We start from the raw sequence: 18,153 nt of genomic DNA on the forward strand, positions 1-18,153 counted from the left end.
CCGCCCGCAGGCCAGGCGGGACTTTGAAGACACGCCCTAGGCCAGTCCCGGAGGACAGGCCACCAGGAGAGGCAGCAGCGGCATCAGCACGGCCGACCCGGCCACAACGGCCCGGAACGCCGGATGTGTTCGCCGTGCCGGCGCCAGAATCCGGCGGAGCCGTACCTGGACCGTGCGCCCCCCTGCCGACAGCGCGCCCTTCGGAGCCGCGCCCGCCGAGGCCATCTCGAACATGGCGGTGACCAGCGTCCGTCGCGGGTGGTCGTGCAGGGCGCCGTCGTCGGCGGCCATCTCCAGCAGCAGGGGAATCTGCTCCCCCGTCCGCCGGGCCAGCGGCACCCCTTTGAACACGACGGCGAACGAGCGCGCCGCCGCGAGCAGAAGATGATGACGGCCGGCGATGTGGGCCCGTTCGTGCGCCACGACAGCGGCGATCTCCGCGTCGGACAGCAGCTCGACGGCGCCGCTGCTCACCACGATCCGGGAGCGGCGGCCCGGCAGACAGTAAGCGGTCGGGGTCAGGTGATCGAGGACCGTGGCGCCCAGCCGCGCCGACGGCCGGCCCACCTTGTCGAGGATCCTGCGGTGCCGGGCGCGAGCCGCGCGGGCGCGCAGCACGTGATACGCGAAGGCGGCTGCCTGAGCCGCCGGTACGGCCACCGAGACTCCGACGCCCAGACCCCGCACCGCGCCGACGTCGGGCGGGCCGACCCCCAGGGCGACACCGCACGAGTAGAGGATGCCGTGCAGATGGGCGCCCGGCGTCGCGAGGTGCAGCGCGGCGAGCGCGACACACACGGAGAACGACGCGGCGAGCGCGAACCACACGGCGGCGGCCAGCACCGGTGCCCGGTGCGGCCACCGGCTGCGCAGCATCACGCGCGGCGCGAGCACGCCCACGGCGGCGGCGTAGCCGAGGAGTGCCGGAGCCGCGTTCACGGCTCTACGTCACGGTCGACCACCCGCAACGCCTCACGCAGCGCGGCCACTTCGTCGTCCGACATGCGTTCCACGAAGTACGCCAGGGCGGCCGGGCGGTCTTCACTGGCGCCCAGCGCGTCCTCCATGAGGGCGGCCGAGTACGCCTCGCGGCTGCGCACCGGCGTGTAGAGCCACGCCTGGCCCTGCTTCTGCCTGGTCAGCCAGCCCTTGGTGTGGAGAATCGAGGCGACCGTCATGACGGTCGTGTACGCGGCGGGACGGCGTGTGTTGATGTCGTCGACCACCTCACGAACGGTGGCGGGCCGTCCCCACTTCCACAGACAGTCCAGGATCTCGGCCTCCAGATTCCCCAGCCACCGCACTTGCCCGCATTCCTTCCGCCGTCTTCCGCGCCGTCGCCCACCCGGCCATCGTAGGCGCGCTGCGGGCGGCGCTCGTCCGGACAGGTTCTTCGATCCATCTACTGTCCACGCTTCCCTGAATTCAGGAATCTGTGTATCGTTTTCGTCGTGCTGAATCTCGCGTCCGAAATCGAGGTGCTGGCACGGTTCGGCCGCGCTCTCGCCGATCCGATCCGGTGCCAGTTGCTGCTCGCCCTGCGGGCGGCCCCTGCGTACCCGTCCGACCTGGCCGACACCATCGGTATCTCCCGCACGCGCCTGTCGAACCATCTGGCGTGTCTGCGTGACTGCGGGTTGGTCGTGGCGGTGCCCGAGGGGCGTCGTACCCGGTACGAGCTGGCCGATCCCCGCCTGGGGCACGCGCTCGACGATCTGCGCGAGGCCGTGGTGGCCGTCGCGGAGGACGTCACGTGCCCGGAGGCGGAGGAGAAGGGCTGCTGCTGATGGCCACCGAGATCTCGCTCGGCGCGGCGCCCTCCCGCCGCGAGCAACTGGCCCGCCGTATAAGGCTGTTGGTGGCCGTCACGATCGGCTACAACGTGATCGAGGCGGTCGTCGCCCTCACCGCGGGATCGATGGCCTCGTCCTCCGCCCTGGTGGGCTTCGGTCTCGACTCGATCGTCGAGGTCTCCTCGGCGGCCGCTGTCGCCTGGCAGTTCTCGGCCCGCGAGCACGCCGTGCGCGAAGCGCGCGAGAGGAAGGCGCTGCGGGTCATCGCGGTGTCGTTCTTCGCGCTCGCGACATTCGTCACGGTGGACGCCGTCCGGGCACTGGCGGGTGGCGGCGAGGCGGAGTCGTCGGTCCCGGGCATCGTGCTGGCCGCCCTGTCGCTGGCGATCATGCCTTTCCTGTCCGCCGCGCAACGGCGGGCCGGCCGGGAGCTGGGGTCGGCGTCGGCGGTCGCGGACTCGAAGCAGACACTGCTGTGCACGTATCTGTCGGCCGTACTGCTGGTGGGCCTGGTGGCCAACGCCACCCTCGGCTGGTCCTGGGCGGATCCGATCGCCGCTCTCGTCATAGCCGCGATAGCGGTCAGGGAAGGCCGCGAGGCCTGGCGCGGCGACAACTGCTGCGCACCTGCCGGTCTCAGCACGCTGAAGGCCGACGCCGCACCGGCGCGGGCCGAGGACACCTGCGGTTGCGCTCCGGGGTGCGACTGCTGCAACTGACCTGACCTCGCCGCCGGTCGAGGCGGCGGCCGGGCCCGGTGCCCGCGAACTTGACGAGGGGGATTGTCCGTCGCCCCTTGAGCGCGAACAGCTCAGGGGGCTTTCGAGTGCGCCCGTACGCGGGCCAGTACGCGACGCGTACGCGTGTACGGCCCCGGGCAGCCGTACGCGGCCCGTAGCGGCCCGCACTCACAACGTCTCAGCACGTCTCAACACGTCTCAGCACATCTCAGTACGTCTCGGCCCGTACTCAGCCCCTACGCGCCCCGGCCGTGACAGGTCCTGCCCGATCGGCGGCCGTATCCGGCCCAGGGCTGACGTACCGGCATCGAATCGCGTTCCGTCCGCGTCCCGTTGAGGAGAGCATCCATGGCGAAAGCCGGCACCACCGCGTCCGATTTAACGTCAACCCCACCCCCACCCCTCGGACTGGTCAAGAGGCGGTGGCTGGCCCTGGCCGCGCCCGTCTTCGGCCTGATGATCGTCGGGCTGGACGCCACCATCCTGACCGTCGCCCTGCCCACGCTGGCCACCGATCTGGAGGCGACGACCACCGAACTCCAGTGGTTCACCGACGGCTACACCCTTCCCTTCGCCGGTCTGCTGCTGCCACTGGGTGTGCTGGGTGACCGCATCGGCCGCCGACTGGTCCTGATCGGGGGCCTGTTGCTCTTCGGTGTCGGTTCCCTGATGGTCATGGGGGTCGACAGCCCCGAGGGCCTGATCGTCGCCCGGATCGTCATGGGTGCGGGAGCCGCCGCGATCACACCGCTCGCCCTGTCGATCGTGCCACTGATGTTCCCGCCGGAGGAACGCTCCAAGGCCATGGCGATCGCCACCGCCGGATTCGCCCTCGGGCTCCCGCTCGGCCCGCTGGCCGGCGGCTGGCTGCTGAGCAACTTCTGGTGGGGCTCGATCTTCCTGATCAACATCCCGGTCGTCATCATCGCCGTGATCGGGATGCTGGTGTTCGTCCCGGAGACCCGCGACCCCAACGCCAAGCGACTCGACGTCGTCGGCGCGGTCCTGTCCCTGGTGGGTGTCTCCGCTTTCGTCTACGGCGTCATCGAGGTGCCGAACGCCGGATGGAGCGACCCCACGGTCCTCGTCACCGTGATCGGTGGACTTCTGCTGCTCGGGCTGCTGTTCGTGTGGCTGCGCCGGTCCGCCAACCCGCTGGTGGACCTCGGCTTCTTCCGCAACGCCCGTTACACCTGGTCCAGTGTCGCGATCTCCGCGGTGATGTTCATCCTGTTCGGCGTCCTGTTCGTGGTGCCGCAGTTCCTGCAGCAGGTCCAGGGCAAGGACGCCATGGACACCGGACTGCATCTGCTGCCGATGATCGGGGCGCTGGTCGTCGCGGCTGCGGTCGGCGGACGGTTGGTCGGGCGGATCGGCACCAAGGCCATCGTCGCGTTCGGCATGGTGCTGTGGGTCGCCGGGCTGGGCCTGCTGGCCACCGTGGAGGCGGACACCGACTTCCTCGTCACCGGTACGGCGCTGGCCGTCATGGGCGCGGCGCTCGGGTTCACGATGCCCACCACGCTGGACGCGATCCTCGGCTCACTGCCCCTGGACCAGGTGGGAGCGGGGTCGGCGCTGGCCAACAGCATGCGGCAGATCGGCGCCTCGGTGGGTGTCGCGGTACTCGGCAGCTCGCTGAACTCCGTCTACCGGAGCAACGTGGAGGACGACGTGCCGCCGGGTCTGCCGGCCCGCGCGACGGAAGCGGTCGGCGACAACGTCGCGGCGGCCGTCCAGGTGGCGGAGCGACTGCCGGGCGCGCAGGCCACCGCCCTCGCCGATTCGGCCCGGGACGCGTTCGTCGCCGGCATGTCGACCGTGGCACTGATCTGCGCGGGTCTCGCCGCCGTCACCGCGGTCCTTGTCGTCGCGCTCCTGCCCGCCCGCGCCAAGACGCCGGTGGCCGAGGAAGCTGTCCCGGCGAAGCCCGAGACGGCGGTCCCGTAGAAGACTCCCCGGGCTCCCGGCCGTCGCCGGGCGCCCAGGGAGGCGCGGTACGGCTTCATCCCCCGTAGCCGTACCGCGCCGCGGCCGCCGGACCGGTACCCCCACCGGCCCGGCGGCCCACCCACCGTTCACGGCCCGCCTACCGGCCCGGCGGCCCGCCTACCGGTCGCGGCCGGTCCCCGCTCACGTGGCGAGGTGTTCCTTCTCCAGCGACTCCTTCAGACGTTGGAGCGTGACCTCCATGGTCCGACGGTTGTGGGTGGCCCGGTCGTGGATCCCGCTCACCTTCGGGCCGATGAAGTGCATGAACCAGCCGCGCTGGTCGATCCAGGTCTCGGTGACCTTGGTCGCCCTGCCGGAGTCGAGCGGTTCGAACCGGTAGCTCCAGATCGCGACGCGCAGACCAACACCCTTGGCGAGAAAGGTGAATCGCTCGCCGGGCTCGGCCGCGGTCACGGTGCACTGCGTCGACCAGGGCCGCTTGGGGGACCGGTTGTGGCCGGTGAACCTCATGCCCGGCGTCACCCGTCGGGCGGTCTCGTCGCCCTTGACGTCGGCACCGGTGCACTCGGGGCTCCAGCGGCCCATGTCGGCCACGTTCGTCACCGCGTCGTACACGACACCGGGCGGCACGGCTATCTCTATGGTCTCGGACACTCGCTGTTCCATCATGGGGTCCCTTCTCGGAGACGTACGCGACGTACGACGGGCAATGAAAAGGCCCCTCGCGCTGGAGGGGCGTCAGTGGCGGACGAAGGTACAGGCGGCCGTGAGGAATCCGACGGCGGTCAGTACGACCGGGGCGGCGGCGACGGCACAGGCCAGGCAGAAGACGGCGGAGGACGCGAGGGAGTTGCAACATCGCTCGTTGAACAGCAGATGGCGGCGCCGGGCCGCCACGGGGCAGCCGGAGTCGGCGGTGGGCTCAGCCGGGCTGTCGGGCGCCATACGGGCGAGCGCCTGGGCGATGGCGTACCGGCCGCACTTGACGCGGGCCGCGCAGTCGGCGCGCATCTCGATCAGGCTGTGGAACCGCTCGGAGAAGCGGACGGAACAGAGCCGCTTCGGCAAGGACGCGCACAGGGCCTCGCTGAGCTGCGTCAACAGATGGTGGCGCTGGCGTAGATGGGCGTGCTCGTGCGCGAGGACCGAGGCGATCTCCTCACGGGTGAACCCGCTGATCACGCCGTCCGAGATGACGGCACGGCCGCCCTCGGGTCCGGGCACGCTGTAGGCGAGCGGATGCCGGCTGGGCAGGATGACCGCCGAAAGATGCTGGACCGGGTGTCCGAACAGTCCGAGCAGGGTCAGATGCCGCTCCCGGCGCCGCGCTCCCTGCCGGTGTACTCGGACATAGGCCACCACGACATGACCGACGAACACCCACGCACCGACGACGGCCAACACATCCATGGGCAGACGGAGCTTCTCGTGGGCGAGTTGTGCCTCCAGGTGCGCGAACAGCGCGTACGTGGCGCACCCCAGCGCGGTGAGTCCGCCCGCACAGCCGGCCAGCCACAGGGCCAACGCCGCGCACGGCGCCCGTAAGGGCCACTTGGTGAGCGTGACCACGGCGGACACCGAAGCCATCAACAGTACGGACAACAGCACAAGGCACAGCGCATCCACGTAACCCCCCGTTACCTATGTGAACTTGTGTTCTCCCGCGAGGGGCCGCCCCGTCCCCAGGGGCCGGCCCGTCACACATCGACCCGCTGTGACACCGGAGGTCGGTCCGTACGCACCGCGAGTCTCCGCTTACCGCTTGTCCTCGCCTACCGCTTCTTCTTCCCCTGCTGGCCGAGGCCCTCGGCGAGGGCCGCCCGAGCCTCCGGGCTGATGACGTCGACGAAGCGCAGCATGGCCTCGTGCTCGTCGCCGGCGATGCCGAGCGCGTCGGTCATCAGCTCGGTGAACATCTCCTCGCGCGTGGCCTCCGCGCTGAACCGATGTGCCCTGGCCTGGGAGTCCTGGGCGACCAGACCCTTGCGGGCCAGACGCTGCAGCGTGGTCATGACCGTGGTGTAGGCCAGCTGTCTGCCCGCCAACGCCTCATGCACCTCACGTACCGTCCGCGGCTCGTCCGCCTGCCACAGGCAGTCCAGCACCGCCCGTTCGAGGTCACCCAGTCTCGCCATGGCGAGCAGCATAGGACATCCGCCGATCCTTGACTATCCGCGTAGTACTACTGCAATAGTAGGTCGCGCCGCGGCCGGTGCTGCCAAGGACACCGGGGCCGCGTGCCGCAGTTTCTCGCTGCCCGAAATCTAGGGGGATTTCATGGAACTCGCTGCCATGCTCGGCTGTCCGGACGTCGCGTTCCGACTGCCCGAGAGCGAGTGGAAAGCATCGGTGACCGCCGCGATGCGCGGCTCGTTCGCCGAACACGCCACACACAACGCCTTCTACCGCGCCCAGAGCGAGGCGGCCGGCGTGAGCGCCGACGACATCAGGGAACTCGCGGACCTGGTGAAGATACCGCTGCTGCCGGTACGGATGTTCAAGCAGCCCGACGCGCATGTGCTGATGACCGCCCCGCTGACCGACGTCGAGCTGGAGATCCGCTCCACCGGCACCGGCGGCGTGCCGAGCGTCGCCCGCCGTGACATCACCACCGTCAGCCGGGTGATGACCGCGATCTTCGCCCAGTACCGGGAGTTCTTCCAGGTCGGCAAGGGCGCCGGCCTCTTCCTGTGCCCGTCGACGGCCGAGACGCCGGAGATGGGCATGGTCAAGGCGTTCAACGTGCTCAACGGCCTGCTGGACACCCACGCCTACATCGTGCGCGACTACGCCTTCGACCCCGAGGAGGCCATCGCCCAGCTGGACACGTGGGAGGAGTCGATGACGCGGCACATCATCGGCCCGCCGTTCCTCGTCGGCCGTCTGCTGCGCTTCCTGGAGCTGGAGGACATCACCCTCAAGCTCGACCCCGAGTCGCTGGTCATCACCCTCGGCGGATGGAAGCGCTACACCGGAGAGTCCATCAGCCGCGAGGAGTTCAACGCCAAGATCGAGAAGTACCTGGGCATTCCCGCCGACCGGGTCCGCGACATGTACGGCATGATCGAGTCGAACATGCTGGCCATGGAGTGCGAGCACCACCGCAAGCACGTACCGCCGTGGTCGTACATCTCCATCCGCGACGTGGAGAACACGGACGTCGAACTCGCCCCCGGCAAGACCGGCGTGATCGCCCTCATGGACGCCCTGTCCACCGGCTATCCGGCGTTCATCCTCAGCGACGACGTCGGCGAGGTCGACGAGAGCCCGTGCCCCTGCGGCCGTACCGGACAGACCGTCTCCTTCCGCCGCCGCCTGCAGGGCGCCGAACTCGGCTGCTGCGCCGTGAGCATCGAGAAGTTCATCGACAGCCAGGAGATCGTCGCCGAGTGCGAGGTCCCCGCCGCTGCCGCACCGGCGAAGGGCTGAGAGGCCATGCCGCGCTACAGCCCCACCGTGGTGGACCACTTCACCGATCCGCGCCACGCCGGCGAGCTGGAGAACCCCGATGTGCGGGCGTTCATCGGCAACCCCGTGTGCGGCGACCAGATCATGCTCACCGCCACCGTCACCGACGGCGTGATCACCGAGATCCGCTTCCGCGCCCACGGCTGCGCCGCCTCACTGGCCACCGCCAGCGTCATCGCCGAAGCGGCGGCCGGCAGCGCGCTCGCCGACATCGAGACCTGGGACGACGAGAAGGTCGAGACACTGCTCGGCGGCCTCGCCCCCGACCAGCGGCACGTCGCCGCCCTCGGCCGACAGGTGGCACACCGCCTGGTCACCAACCACCGGGAGGGAGTGGACGATGACGCGCCTCTCATCTGTGCCTAGCCCGTCCCTGCCCGGCACGGGCGGCACGGGCGTCTACCTCGACCACGCGGCGACCAGCCCCGTCTGCCCCGAGGCGGCCGAGGCCGTACTGCGCGGCATGAGCATCACCGGCAACCCCTCCTCGCGGCACGCCGCCGGCGACGAGGCCAAGGAGGCTCTGGAGTCCTCACGCGCCCAACTGGCCGCGCTGCTGGACTGCGGGCCCGACGAAGTCGTGTTCACCGGTGGCGGCTCTGAGGCCGACGCCCTCGCCGTCGTCGGCACCGTCCTGGCCGCCGAACACCGCGGCGCGCATGTGATCACCACCGCCATCGAGCACTCCGCCGTCCTCGAATCCGCCGCGATGGCACGCGAGTTCGGGGCCGAGGTCACCGTCCTGCGCCCCGACTCACGCGGCTGGATCGACCCCGACGACGTACGAAGGGCGCTGCGCCCGAACACGGTGCTGGTGTCCGTGATGCACGCCAACAACGAGACCGGTGTCCTGCAGCCCGTCGCCGATATCGCGGACATCGCCCATCGGGCGGGCGTGCTGATGCACACCGACGCGGTGCAGACCGCGGGCAAGGTCAGCCTGTCGGGCATCGGCGCGGACCTGGTGTCGGTCTCCGCGCACAAGTTCTACGGCCCCAAGGGCGTCGGCGCGCTGAAGGTCGCCTCCGGAGTACGGCTCGCCCCGCTGATCCGCGGCGGCAGCCAGGAACGCGGCATGCGGGCCGGCACCGAGAACGTGCCCGGTGTCCTCGGCATGGGCGCGGCGGCGAGCGCCGCGCTGCGCCATGTGGACGACCCGGCGTTCGAGGAGCACCGCCACCAGCTCCGCCGCCGCCTGCTCAAGGGCCTTGAGGAAGCGGGCGGCATCGAGATCAACGGCGCCGGGGCGCCGTGCGTGCCGGAGACGCTGAACGTGTCCTTCGCCGGGGTACGGGGTGACACCCTCGTCGACATCCTGGCCGTGTACGGCATCTGTGTCTCCGCCGGATCGGCCTGCCACGCCGGCAGCGACGAGCCCTCGCACGTACTGACCGCGATGGGCATCCCCGCCGAACGCGCCCGCTCCTCGGTGCGGTTCAGCCCCGGCCGTACGACCACGATCCTGGCCGTCGAGGAGGCCACGGCCAGGGTGGTCGAGGCCGTCGCGCGGCTCAGGGCCCTCGGCCCGGCCGACGTACCGCAGCCGGCTCACGCCTAGAGGGCCGGCTGCGGCCGATGACGCCGGTACGAGTCGGCGGCAGGCGCGGCCGGTCCATCGCACGGCAACACACCCGCGACAAGACACCTGGGCGACAACACATCTGCGCAACGGGGGGCGGACGGACATGAGTGACGTAACCGATCAATGGGAGCTGGCACCACCGCACACAGAGCGGGAAGCGGCGTTCGTCGCCGTGCCCGACCCGGCCTCGGCGGCGTCCGTGGGGCTGGACGCGCCGGTACGCAATCTGCAGATGCTGGAACTGCAGGTCACCGGCGGGGCCACCGAGATCTACCTCGCGCACCGGCCACCGGCTGGCGGGCGCGCGAGTTTCGACGCACTGCCGGGCAAGCGGGACGGCGACCCCACCCAGGTGTCCAACCCCCGTCTGCTCAAAGCGATCATCACCCAGGCCCACGCGGCCGGGCTGAAGGTCCACCTGTGCGCGGACGCGCCCGCCGTCGGCGCCGACGCCAGGGACGCGTTCCTCACCCACGTGGGACAGGGTGTCGACGCGGGAGCCGACACCGTCGTCGTCGGCGCCCTGCCCGCCGCCCGCTGGATCGCCGACACGCACCCGGGGATCCCCCTGGTGGCCGGCGCGCACCTGGGCGTCACCACCGTCGCCCACGCGCGGCATCTGCGAGCGGCGTACGGGGTGCGGCGGATCGTCGTACCGCACGCCTCGACGCTCGACGAGATCGCCGCGTTCTGCGCCGTGGACGGCCTGGAGGTCGAAGTGCCCGTGCAGACCGGCTCCGGCGCCAACTGCCACCAGTGCCGGCTCCCGGACCAGCGCGGCACCGGGCTGGGCTGCCGCGCCGGATACCAGAACGCCCCCGCGCCCGAGGGCGCGGTCAGGGATCTGGGCGGGTTCCTCGACGGCGCGTCGGACTGCGCACTGTGCGACGTGCCGTCCCTTGTCGGACTCGGGGTGGCGGCGCTGCAGATCCCCGGCCGGGAGAGCCCGATCGTCCGCCAGAACGCCAAGATCACCCAGATGTACCGGCGGGCGCTGGACGGGGTCGCGAAGGGCTGGAGCACCAAGCGGACCATCGCCGACATCGACCGCACCGAGCTGATGTGGCAGATGGGCTGGGTCCCGCGGATGTGCGAACAGCAGCGCTGCCGCTTCCGCGACACCGCGCGGCGCCGCGCCCACGTCTGAAGCACGTCTGAAGTACGTCCGGAAGAAGGGGGGAGCAACGCATGAAGGTGGAAGTCCAGGCAGAGGTTCAGGTGGAAGTCCGCCTGACGACCCTGGAGCGTCTCGACGAGGTCCTCGGCCTGGGCGTGGACGCCGTGAGCATCGGCCAGGAGGGCTGCGCGGCGAAGCTGCCCGACACCGGCCTGCTGCGTACGGGGGCCGAACGGATCAGGACCGCCGGGGCGCGGGCCGGCGTGGTGCTGCCCGCCGCCTGGCAGCGTACGGCGGCTCAACTCGTGAACACGGCGGGGGCGTTGGCCGGGGACGGGCCGCTCACACTCACCGTCAACGACCTCGGCACACTGGCCACGCTCGCCGCCGAGCCCGCGGACGGGCGGGAGTTGGCCGCGGGCCTGGCCCTCTTCCCCGGCCGCCCGCACGACGCCGCCGAGGCACCGCGCGGTCCGCTGGAAGCGGCGGTCTACGAGGACGCCTTCCTCCAGGAGCTGGAAGTCTTCGGCGTACGGGTCCTCGAAGCCGAGGCGGCGGCGGTGGTCGCCGTACGGAACGGCTGGCGGGTACGGCGTCTGGCGGACGTCACCCCGCTCGCCTGGGCCCGCTCCTGCCCCACCGCCCGTCACCATCAACTGGCCGTGCCGGACTGTGTGACCGCCTGCGACACACCGACCGCGCTCACCGCCGACCAGCGCTGGCAGCTCGGCCACGGGCACCGCGAACCGCTCCCAGTCGCCGACCGGGCCGGCCAGCTGCCGCTGACCGTGTTCGGCAACGCGGTCTACGCCCACTCCACCGCCGGCCCGCCCGCCGGCGCCGACGTCGTCATCGACGCCCGTTTCCACACCCCGCAGGCACTGGCCCGACGCGTCGGTGCCGTACGGCCGCAGGCAGTGGCGGCGTCCCTCCAGGAGAGTGCTTCATGGTTGACCTCGCACTGAGCAGTGACCAACAGGACATCGTCGACGAGGCCCGGGCCGTCGCCCGTCGCTGCCTCGCACCCCGCGCCGCGGACCACGACCGCGATGCCACCTTCCCGACCGACAACATCGCCGACCTGCACGAAGCCGGCCTGCTCGGTCTGCTCGTCCCGACCGAGTACGGCGGCACCGGAGCCGATCTGACCGCGTGGGGACTGGCGGTCGCCGAACTCGCCGAAGCCTGCGGCTCCACCGCCCTGATCTTCGCCATGCACTCGGGCGCCGCCCGCCTGCTGGCCGCCGACGCGCCCGGCAACCCCGTCGCCCAACGGGTCCTGAAGGAGATCACCACCGAGGGACGGCTGCTGTCCTGGGGATTCTCCGAGCCCGGCACCGGCGGCAACATCCTCAACCCACAACTGCGCGCCACGTCGGACGGGGACGAGGTGCGGCTGCGGGGGACCAAGGCGTTCTGCACCGGCGCCGGTCACGCCGACTACTACCTCATCAACGCCCACAGCGGCGAGAGCGAGTTCCGCCGCAGCCAGACCATGGCCCTTGTCCCCGCCGCCCAGGACGGACTGGCGGTCAAGGAGACCTGGGACGCGATGGGTATGCGCGCGAACAGCGCCAACACCCTCCTGCTGGACTGCCGCCTTCCCGCCACCCACTGCGTCGGCGGTCCCGGCGGCGGCATGCCCCTCCTCACCCACGCCCTGCCCGCCCTCATCCTCGGGCTCGCCTCCGCGTCCCTCGGCATCGCCCGCGCCGCCCAGGGATTCGCGAACGAGCACGTCCTGCGCCGCAAACTCGCCCCCACCGGGCAGTCCCTGGCCGCCTTCCAAGGCGTACGACTGCATGTCGCCGACATGGCCACCACCGTCCACACCGCCCGCCTCACCCTGCTGCACGGCGCCTGGACCGCGGAGAACGATCCGCTGGAAGCCCTCGGCGCGCTCAACATGACCAAGTACCTCTGCAACAAGGCCGCGATCAGCGTCGCCGACACCGCCATGCAGGTCACCGGCGGCCACGGCTTCCTGCGCGCCAATCCGCTCGAACGCCACTACCGCGACGCCCGCGCCGGCGCCGTCATGGGCGCCAACCTCGACGCGCTCCGCGACATGATCGGCAAGGCGGCCCTCGGCCTGGACCCCCGTAGCGACTCCGTCACCGCACCCACAGGAGAGACCCGGCCGTGACCACGACACCGACCACGCCCAGCGCGTCGACGATCCCCAGCGCGTCGACGATCCCCAGCGCGTCGACGACTCCCAGCGCGTCGACGACCCCCACCGACGCCGACATCCTCGCCGCCCTGCGCGAAGCCCTGGCCGACGTACTCGAACCGGCCGACCTCGCCCACATCGACCTCGACGCCCTCTCCCGGACCACGGCGCTGCTCAGTCTGCCGCTGGACTCCATCACCCTGGTCGCCGCCATGACCCGGATCGAGAACACCTTCCGGGTCTTCATCCCCGAGAAGGAGGCGTTCTCCTTCACCCACGTCGGCGAACTGGCCGACTTCGTCCGCGAGCGGGTGGCCGCCAAAGCCGCCCGCGGCACGAACAAGTGACGGGGAGTCAACCCATGGGAGCCACCACCCTCCACGGCCGGCTGCTGGACTACCGCACCATCGGCGACCACACCGCCGAGGTCACCTTCCTCGACTCCCGAGGCGTCACCGCCCACCTCGGCTACCGGCGACTCGCCGAGCGGGCGGCCGAAGCCGCGGGAGCGCTCCTGGCCCGGGGCCTCGTCCCCGGCGAGCGGGTCCTGCTGCCGCTGCCGACCGGGCCCGGCCATCTCACCGCGCTCCTCGGCTGCCTCCTGGCCGGACTCGTGCCCTGCACGATCGTCGAACCTCCCAACCCCGGCGACGCCGACTCGACCGGCGCGCAACAGTTTCGCGCCGTCGTCGCCGTCACCACCCCGGCGGCCGTCATCACCGCCGACACGGCGACCGCCGACGCCCTCGCCACGCTCGCCCCGGGGCCCGCCTACCTGAGCACCGCCGATCTCGACGCCCCGGCGGGCTGGGACGGCGAACTGCCCGTACGAGGTCCCGACGACGCGCACCACATTCAGCTCACCTCCGGCTCCACCAGCGCCCCCAAAGCCGCGGTCCTGACCCACGCCCAGGTCACCGCCAACGTCCGCGCCATCCACCAGGCACTCCAACTCGCCCCGGAGCGCGACCGGGTGTGCCACTGGCTGCCGCTCCACCACGACATGGGCTTCATCCTCTCCCTGTCGACCATGACCAAAGGCGTACCGCTGGACCTGATGCCGTCCATCAGCTTCCTGCGCGACCCGCTGTCCTGGCTGCGGCACATCTCCGAACGCGGCGCGACCATCACCACCGCGCCCCCGTTCGGCTACCGCACCACGACCGACCGCTACCGCCGCGCCCCCGTCCAGGACCTCGACCTGTCCACGCTCCGGCAGGCGTACGTCGGCGCGGAGCCGATCCCGCTGCGGACCCTCACCGACTTCCGCGACACCTTCGCCGGGCACCGGCTCGGCGAGGACGTGATCATCCCCTGCTACGGCATGGCCGAGACGGTCCTGGCCGCCACCATGTCCCTCCAGCAGCGGCCCGCGGGGGAGTTGAGCTGGGGGCGGGTCAAGGCCCTGCGCCTGGACCGCGAAGACCTCCACCACCACAACAGAGTCACCGACGCCATCGATGCCGACGTCGGCGACGGCGGCGGAAAGCCCTCGCTCACCGTCCTCGCCTGCGGCCGGCCCCTCGGCGACCTCGCCGTCCACATCCGCACTCCCGACGGCACGGCCTGCGCGGACGACGAGATAGGCGAGATCCACCTGCGCGGCGAGTTCGTCATGGCCGGCTATCTCACCCCCGACGGCACACCGCGGCCCCTCACCGACCGCACCCACGCCACCGGGGACCTCGGCTTCACCCGCGACGGCGACCTCTACATCGTCGGCCGCGTCAAGGAACTGCTCATCGTCAACGGCCGCAACCTGCCGCCGTACGACGTCGAGGAAGCCGTCGAGACCCATCCCGACATCGACGCGGGCAACAGCGCCGTCTTCTCCCACACCGACGACGGCGGGGAGCGGGTCGTGGCGGTCGTCGAGACCCGGCTGCGCGCCGACGCCCACGAGCGGATCCGCCGCGAGACCGCGACCCTGGTACGCCAGGCGTTCGGCTTCAACCTCCATGAGGTGATCGTGCTGCGACGCGGCGGCATACCCCGTACCACCAGCGGCAAGCGTCAGCGCAACCGCCTACGCGAGCAGTATCTGACCGGGGGGCTCACCTAGATGTCACACAGCACCGCGCCCCACCCTCTCTCCGCGATGAGCGACCAGAGCGACCAGAGCGACCGGGAGCACCAGCAGCGGTTCCGCCGCGTCATGGCCGAACTGCCCGCCGGGGTCACGGTGCTGACCACCATGTCACCCCAAGGCCCCGTGGGCATGACGACCAGCGCCTTCACCTCCCTGTCCATGGACCCGCCACTGGTGCTGGCCTGCCTCCACCACCGCTCCGGCACCCTCGCCGCGATCCTCGAACACGGAGCCTTCGCCGTGAACGTGCTCGCCGACACCGGCGACGACCTCTCGCGGGTCTTCGCCGAGAAGCCCCTGCCCGACCGGTTCACCGGCGTACCGCACCACGAACGGGACACCGTGCCGGTCCTCGGCGACGCCGTCGCCTGGCTCACCTGCCGTATCCACGCCACCCACCCCGGCGGGGACCACACCATCCTCATCGGCACCGTCACCCGTGCCGGCCGGGGGAACGGCGAGCCCCTGCTGCGCCACCGCGGCACCTACCGCCGCCTCGTCTGACGCCGCCGCCGACCACCGGGCGATCCTTCAGGCGATCCTTGCGGCAGGGGCCCCTGGTCAGGGGGCGGTCGCCGAATCCTCGCTCCGGAGCGTGGTGTTGTGCTCGTGGACGAGGCGCAGCGCCGTATCGCGGTCACGGTGGTCCAGGGCGTCGACCAGGGCGCGGTGCAGTTCGTGACGGTGCTCGATGTACTCGCCCAACGGCTGATCGCCGGTCGGCAGGACCGACAGTGTGTGTGACTCGATCAGGTCGAGAAGATGGGTGTAGAGGGAGCTGAGCAGGACGTTCGGGCTGATCGCCGCGATGGCGGCGTGCAGCCGCCAGTTGGCGTGGATGAAGGCGACGGGGTCGGCGGAGGCCACGGCGTACCCCATGGACGTGATGTGCCGGCGCAGTCCCGCGATGTCGGCCGGTGAAGCGTGCCAGAGGGCGTCCTCGATCAGCAGCGGGTCGAGGGCGTCACGGATCCGGACGGCGGCGGCCACATCGTTCGCCTGCGCGTCCAGGGCGAGTACCGAGTTGCCGAGTCGGACCATCGGGGACTGCTCGGCGCTGAACAGCCCACCACCGGGGCCGGGTTTGACGGTGACCAGGCCGCGGGCCTGAAGCAGCCGCAGCGCCTCGTTGAACGTACCGACGGACACGTTGCACAGGGTCCGCAGGTCCTCCTTGGTGCCCAGCCGGGAGCCGGGAAGCAGGCTTTCGACCAGCTGCGCGACGCGTCGCGCGGCTCCTTCGGCGCGCCCCGAGGGTGTCTGCCGGGGCGGACCGTCGAGGCCCGCGGCGCTCGTGCCGTTCGCCTGTGCGGGGCGGTCGGGGGTGGCAGTCACCTTGGTTCCTCACGTTCGCTGTATTCGTCATGACCATTTTACTCGGACCTCTTGACGCCTTGGTCTGCACGAATGCAGCATCAAGGTAATCATCATGCTGAAATGTTGGGGACCGGGCAAGGGCGCCGTTGTGGACGACGGACCCTCCTTGCCTCGCCCCGACGGTGCGGGGCTTCGCCCCGGCAGTCCCAGCGGCTCCCGCCGACTGATGACGAATCCACAGCGAGTCGAGGAGAGCCGTGAGTAGAAGTCCCTCGAAGGTGCACGACGCCGCGATCGTCGGCTTCGGCCCCATCGGCCAGATGCTGGCCCTGCTGCTCGGCCGGGCCGGTCATGACGTCATCGCACTCGAACGCTGGCCCGGCTCCTACGACTTGCCCCGGGCGGTGCACTTCGACCACGAGATCGGCCGGGTGTTCCAGGCCGCGGGAGTGGGGGAGGAGGTGCGTGCGGTCACCGACCCGGTGCCCGACCACTACGAGTGGCGCAACGCGGCCGGTGAGTCGCTGGTGCGCATCGACTGGTCCGGCGACGGTCCGTCCGGCTGGCCCACCGCCAGCTTCTTCTCCCAGCCCCAACTGGAGGCCGTCCTCGCCAAGGCCGCCGAGAGACAGCCCTCGGTCACCGTGCGGCGCGGCTGCGAGGTCACCGATCTGCGACTCGACGAGGAGTCCGTCCGCCTCACCACCGGCGGGGACGACGGCGCGGGCGAAGTACGGGCCCGTTATGTGATCGGCGCCGACGGGGCCAACAGCTTCGTACGCGACCGGATGGACACCTCCATCACCGACCTCGGCTTCTTCTACGACTGGCTGATCGTCGACACACTTCCGCACGAGCGGGCCGAGTGGTCTCCCATGAACTGGCAGCTGTGCGACCCCGAGCGCCCCACCACGATCGTCTCCGGCGGTCCCGGCCGGCGCCGTTGGGAGTTCCTGCGGCTGCCGCACGAGAGCATCGAGGAACTCGACACCCCGGAGACGACATGGCGCCTCCTGGAACCCTGGGGTCGTACACCGGAGAACACCACGGTCGAGCGGCACACCGTCTACACCTTCCAGGCCCGCTGGGTGGACCGTTGGCGCGACGGACGGCTCATGCTCGCCGGCGACGCCGCCCACCAGATGCCGCCGTTCGCGGGACAGGGCATGTGCTCGGGAATGCGCGACGCGATCAACCTGGCGTGGAAACTGGACCTGGTCCTGAAGGGCCGGGCCTCGTCGTCGCTGCTCGACACCTACACCTCCGAGCGCAGCAACCACGTCCAGCACGCCATCAGCATGTCGATGGACCTGGGGAAGGTCATCTGCGTCCTCGACCACGACACCGCCGCGGCGCGTGACGCCCGTATGATCGCCGTTGGTGCCGACCCGCGGCACGCGCTTCCGGCAGCCCCGCCGCCCGTCCTCGGTGACGGTGTCCTCCAACGGGCGCCCGACGGCACCCGCGCCGCGCATGTCGGACACCTCACCCCGCAGTACGTGATCACCCATCAGGGCCGTACGGCGCTGCTGGACGACCACACCGGTGGCGGGTTCGTGGTCCTCACCGACGGAGCCGCGCCGCTCGACGCCCTGGACACCGCCGACCACGACTTCCTCTCGGACATCGGCGCGACCGCCGTCCCGCTGTACGCCGACAACGCCCCGCCCGCGGGCTACCTCGACGGACCGGACGGCTACCTGCCCCACATGCGCGGGCACGGTCATGTCGCCGCGGTCGTCCGGCCGGACTTCTACCTGTTCGGCGCCGCCGTCGACGGACCCGGACTGAAGGCCCTGGTGGGCCAGTTGCGGCAGCAGTTGCGGCGACCCACCCCGGTCGCCGTCGTCGCACCGGCCGCCGTCGCCGAGCGGTAGGCGCCCACGGCGGACAGCACCGCGCGCCCCGCTCGGCTTCGGCC

The 18,153-nt window shown here is 71.0% G+C and carries 19 protein-coding genes; 13 read left to right on the forward strand and 6 right to left on the reverse strand.

Annotated elements, in window-relative coordinates:
• Nucleotides 1-36: 36 nt before the first annotated feature.
• Nucleotides 37-939 carry a M56 family metallopeptidase gene (locus ACFUN8_RS14965; RefSeq protein WP_383636301.1) on the reverse strand — a complete coding sequence of 301 codons (903 nt, stop codon included), beginning with the start codon at nucleotides 937-939 and terminating at the stop codon, nucleotides 37-39.
• Nucleotides 936-1,304, reverse strand: a complete 369-nt coding sequence (locus ACFUN8_RS14970; protein WP_383636304.1) for a BlaI/MecI/CopY family transcriptional regulator — start codon at nucleotides 1,302-1,304, stop codon at nucleotides 936-938. The genes ACFUN8_RS14965 and ACFUN8_RS14970 overlap by 4 nt, the downstream gene beginning before the upstream one ends.
• Before the next feature lie 147 nt (nucleotides 1,305-1,451).
• On the opposite strand from ACFUN8_RS14970, the gene ACFUN8_RS14975 reads away from it, so the two are divergent.
• From ACFUN8_RS14975 to ACFUN8_RS14985, 3 genes are all read left to right on the forward strand, one after another.
• The gene (locus ACFUN8_RS14975; RefSeq protein WP_382559758.1) at nucleotides 1,452-1,787 is read left to right on the forward strand and encodes an ArsR/SmtB family transcription factor; all 336 of its coding nucleotides are present in this window, start codon (nucleotides 1,452-1,454) and stop codon (nucleotides 1,785-1,787) included.
• Nucleotides 1,787-2,512 (forward strand): cation transporter, encoded by a 726-nt coding sequence (locus ACFUN8_RS14980; RefSeq protein WP_383636359.1) that lies wholly within the window; start codon nucleotides 1,787-1,789, stop codon nucleotides 2,510-2,512. The genes ACFUN8_RS14975 and ACFUN8_RS14980 overlap by 1 nt, the downstream gene beginning before the upstream one ends.
• Nucleotides 2,513-2,881: 369 nt before the next feature.
• Nucleotides 2,882-4,483: a DHA2 family efflux MFS transporter permease subunit gene (locus tag ACFUN8_RS14985; protein WP_383636307.1), complete on the forward strand. Its 1,602-nt coding sequence runs from the start codon at nucleotides 2,882-2,884 to the stop codon at nucleotides 4,481-4,483.
• Between the two features lie 183 nt (nucleotides 4,484-4,666).
• Here the strand turns inward: ACFUN8_RS14985 and ACFUN8_RS14990 are convergent, their stop codons facing one another.
• The 3 genes from ACFUN8_RS14990 to ACFUN8_RS15000 form a co-directional block, all read right to left on the reverse strand.
• Nucleotides 4,667-5,140 (reverse strand): SRPBCC family protein, encoded by a 474-nt coding sequence (locus tag ACFUN8_RS14990; protein WP_383636310.1) that lies wholly within the window; start codon nucleotides 5,138-5,140, stop codon nucleotides 4,667-4,669.
• An 84-nt stretch (nucleotides 5,141-5,224) separates the two neighbouring features.
• Nucleotides 5,225-6,073 carry a M56 family metallopeptidase gene (locus ACFUN8_RS14995; RefSeq protein WP_383636313.1) on the reverse strand — a complete coding sequence of 283 codons (849 nt, stop codon included), beginning with the start codon at nucleotides 6,071-6,073 and terminating at the stop codon, nucleotides 5,225-5,227.
• Nucleotides 6,074-6,258: 185 nt separating this feature from the next.
• Nucleotides 6,259-6,621 (reverse strand): BlaI/MecI/CopY family transcriptional regulator, encoded by a 363-nt coding sequence (locus tag ACFUN8_RS15000; RefSeq protein WP_383636316.1) that lies wholly within the window; start codon nucleotides 6,619-6,621, stop codon nucleotides 6,259-6,261.
• Nucleotides 6,622-6,763: 142 nt separating this feature from the next.
• Between ACFUN8_RS15000 and ACFUN8_RS15005 the strand changes: the two genes are divergently transcribed.
• From ACFUN8_RS15005 to ACFUN8_RS15045, 9 genes are all read left to right on the forward strand, one after another.
• Nucleotides 6,764-7,915 carry a hypothetical protein gene (locus tag ACFUN8_RS15005; RefSeq protein ID WP_383636319.1) on the forward strand — a complete coding sequence of 384 codons (1,152 nt, stop codon included), beginning with the start codon at nucleotides 6,764-6,766 and terminating at the stop codon, nucleotides 7,913-7,915.
• 6 nt (nucleotides 7,916-7,921) lie between these two features.
• Nucleotides 7,922-8,320: an iron-sulfur cluster assembly scaffold protein gene (locus tag ACFUN8_RS15010; RefSeq protein WP_383636322.1), complete on the forward strand. Its 399-nt coding sequence runs from the start codon at nucleotides 7,922-7,924 to the stop codon at nucleotides 8,318-8,320.
• A complete protein-coding gene (locus tag ACFUN8_RS15015; RefSeq protein ID WP_383636325.1) occupies nucleotides 8,313-9,512 on the forward strand; it encodes a cysteine desulfurase family protein in 1,200 nt (399 codons plus the stop codon). The genes ACFUN8_RS15010 and ACFUN8_RS15015 overlap by 8 nt, the downstream gene beginning before the upstream one ends.
• Before the next feature lie 127 nt (nucleotides 9,513-9,639).
• The gene (locus tag ACFUN8_RS15020) at nucleotides 9,640-10,683 is read left to right on the forward strand and encodes a peptidase U32 family protein (protein ID WP_383636328.1); all 1,044 of its coding nucleotides are present in this window, start codon (nucleotides 9,640-9,642) and stop codon (nucleotides 10,681-10,683) included.
• Between the two features lie 41 nt (nucleotides 10,684-10,724).
• A complete protein-coding gene (locus tag ACFUN8_RS15025) occupies nucleotides 10,725-11,618 on the forward strand; it encodes a hypothetical protein (RefSeq protein ID WP_383636331.1) in 894 nt (297 codons plus the stop codon).
• Nucleotides 11,600-12,799 carry an acyl-CoA dehydrogenase family protein gene (locus ACFUN8_RS15030; protein WP_383636334.1) on the forward strand — a complete coding sequence of 400 codons (1,200 nt, stop codon included), beginning with the start codon at nucleotides 11,600-11,602 and terminating at the stop codon, nucleotides 12,797-12,799. The genes ACFUN8_RS15025 and ACFUN8_RS15030 overlap by 19 nt, the downstream gene beginning before the upstream one ends.
• Nucleotides 12,796-13,173 (forward strand): acyl carrier protein, encoded by a 378-nt coding sequence (locus tag ACFUN8_RS15035; protein WP_383636341.1) that lies wholly within the window; start codon nucleotides 12,796-12,798, stop codon nucleotides 13,171-13,173. The genes ACFUN8_RS15030 and ACFUN8_RS15035 overlap by 4 nt, the downstream gene beginning before the upstream one ends.
• A 14-nt stretch (nucleotides 13,174-13,187) precedes the next feature.
• Nucleotides 13,188-14,888 carry an AMP-binding protein gene (locus tag ACFUN8_RS15040; protein WP_383636344.1) on the forward strand — a complete coding sequence of 567 codons (1,701 nt, stop codon included), beginning with the start codon at nucleotides 13,188-13,190 and terminating at the stop codon, nucleotides 14,886-14,888.
• Nucleotides 14,889-14,924: 36 nt separating this feature from the next.
• The gene (locus ACFUN8_RS15045; RefSeq protein WP_383636347.1) at nucleotides 14,925-15,419 is read left to right on the forward strand and encodes a flavin reductase family protein; all 495 of its coding nucleotides are present in this window, start codon (nucleotides 14,925-14,927) and stop codon (nucleotides 15,417-15,419) included.
• Between the two features lie 57 nt (nucleotides 15,420-15,476).
• Here ACFUN8_RS15045 and ACFUN8_RS15050 read toward each other — a convergent pair whose 3' ends face one another.
• The gene (locus tag ACFUN8_RS15050) at nucleotides 15,477-16,250 is read right to left on the reverse strand and encodes a FadR/GntR family transcriptional regulator (protein ID WP_383636350.1); all 774 of its coding nucleotides are present in this window, start codon (nucleotides 16,248-16,250) and stop codon (nucleotides 15,477-15,479) included.
• 239 nt (nucleotides 16,251-16,489) lie between these two features.
• Here ACFUN8_RS15050 and ACFUN8_RS15055 point away from each other — a divergent pair, with 239 nt between their 5' ends.
• A complete protein-coding gene (locus ACFUN8_RS15055; protein ID WP_383636353.1) occupies nucleotides 16,490-18,109 on the forward strand; it encodes a bifunctional 3-(3-hydroxy-phenyl)propionate/3-hydroxycinnamic acid hydroxylase in 1,620 nt (539 codons plus the stop codon).
• Nucleotides 18,110-18,153: the final 44 nt, after the last annotated feature.

It is taken from the genome of Streptomyces sp. NPDC057307, from assembly GCF_042667665.1.
In the GTDB taxonomy this organism is placed as follows: Bacteria; Actinomycetota; Actinomycetes; order Streptomycetales; family Streptomycetaceae; genus Streptomyces.

What these genes read in the sequence shown, in the direction of transcription:
- ACFUN8_RS14980 (WP_383636359.1), top strand. Translation starts at nt 1,787, where the DNA reads ATGGCCACCGAGATCTCGCTCGGCGCGGCGCCCTCCCGCCGCGAGCAA.
- ACFUN8_RS14985 (WP_383636307.1), top strand. Translation starts at nt 2,882, where the DNA reads ATGGCGAAAGCCGGCACCACCGCGTCCGATTTAACGTCAACCCCACCC.
- ACFUN8_RS14995 (WP_383636313.1), bottom strand. Translation starts at nt 6,073, where the DNA reads ATGGCTTCGGTGTCCGCCGTGGTCACGCTCACCAAGTGGCCCTTACGG.
- ACFUN8_RS15000 (WP_383636316.1), bottom strand. Translation starts at nt 6,621, where the DNA reads ATGGCGAGACTGGGTGACCTCGAACGGGCGGTGCTGGACTGCCTGTGG.
- ACFUN8_RS15005 (WP_383636319.1), top strand. Translation starts at nt 6,764, where the DNA reads ATGGAACTCGCTGCCATGCTCGGCTGTCCGGACGTCGCGTTCCGACTG.
- ACFUN8_RS15010 (WP_383636322.1), top strand. Translation starts at nt 7,922, where the DNA reads ATGCCGCGCTACAGCCCCACCGTGGTGGACCACTTCACCGATCCGCGC.
- ACFUN8_RS15020 (WP_383636328.1), top strand. Translation starts at nt 9,640, where the DNA reads ATGAGTGACGTAACCGATCAATGGGAGCTGGCACCACCGCACACAGAG.
- ACFUN8_RS15025 (WP_383636331.1), top strand. Translation starts at nt 10,725, where the DNA reads ATGAAGGTGGAAGTCCAGGCAGAGGTTCAGGTGGAAGTCCGCCTGACG.
- ACFUN8_RS15030 (WP_383636334.1), top strand. Translation starts at nt 11,600, where the DNA reads ATGGTTGACCTCGCACTGAGCAGTGACCAACAGGACATCGTCGACGAG.
- ACFUN8_RS15040 (WP_383636344.1), top strand. Translation starts at nt 13,188, where the DNA reads ATGGGAGCCACCACCCTCCACGGCCGGCTGCTGGACTACCGCACCATC.
- ACFUN8_RS15045 (WP_383636347.1), top strand. Translation starts at nt 14,925, where the DNA reads ATGAGCGACCAGAGCGACCAGAGCGACCGGGAGCACCAGCAGCGGTTC.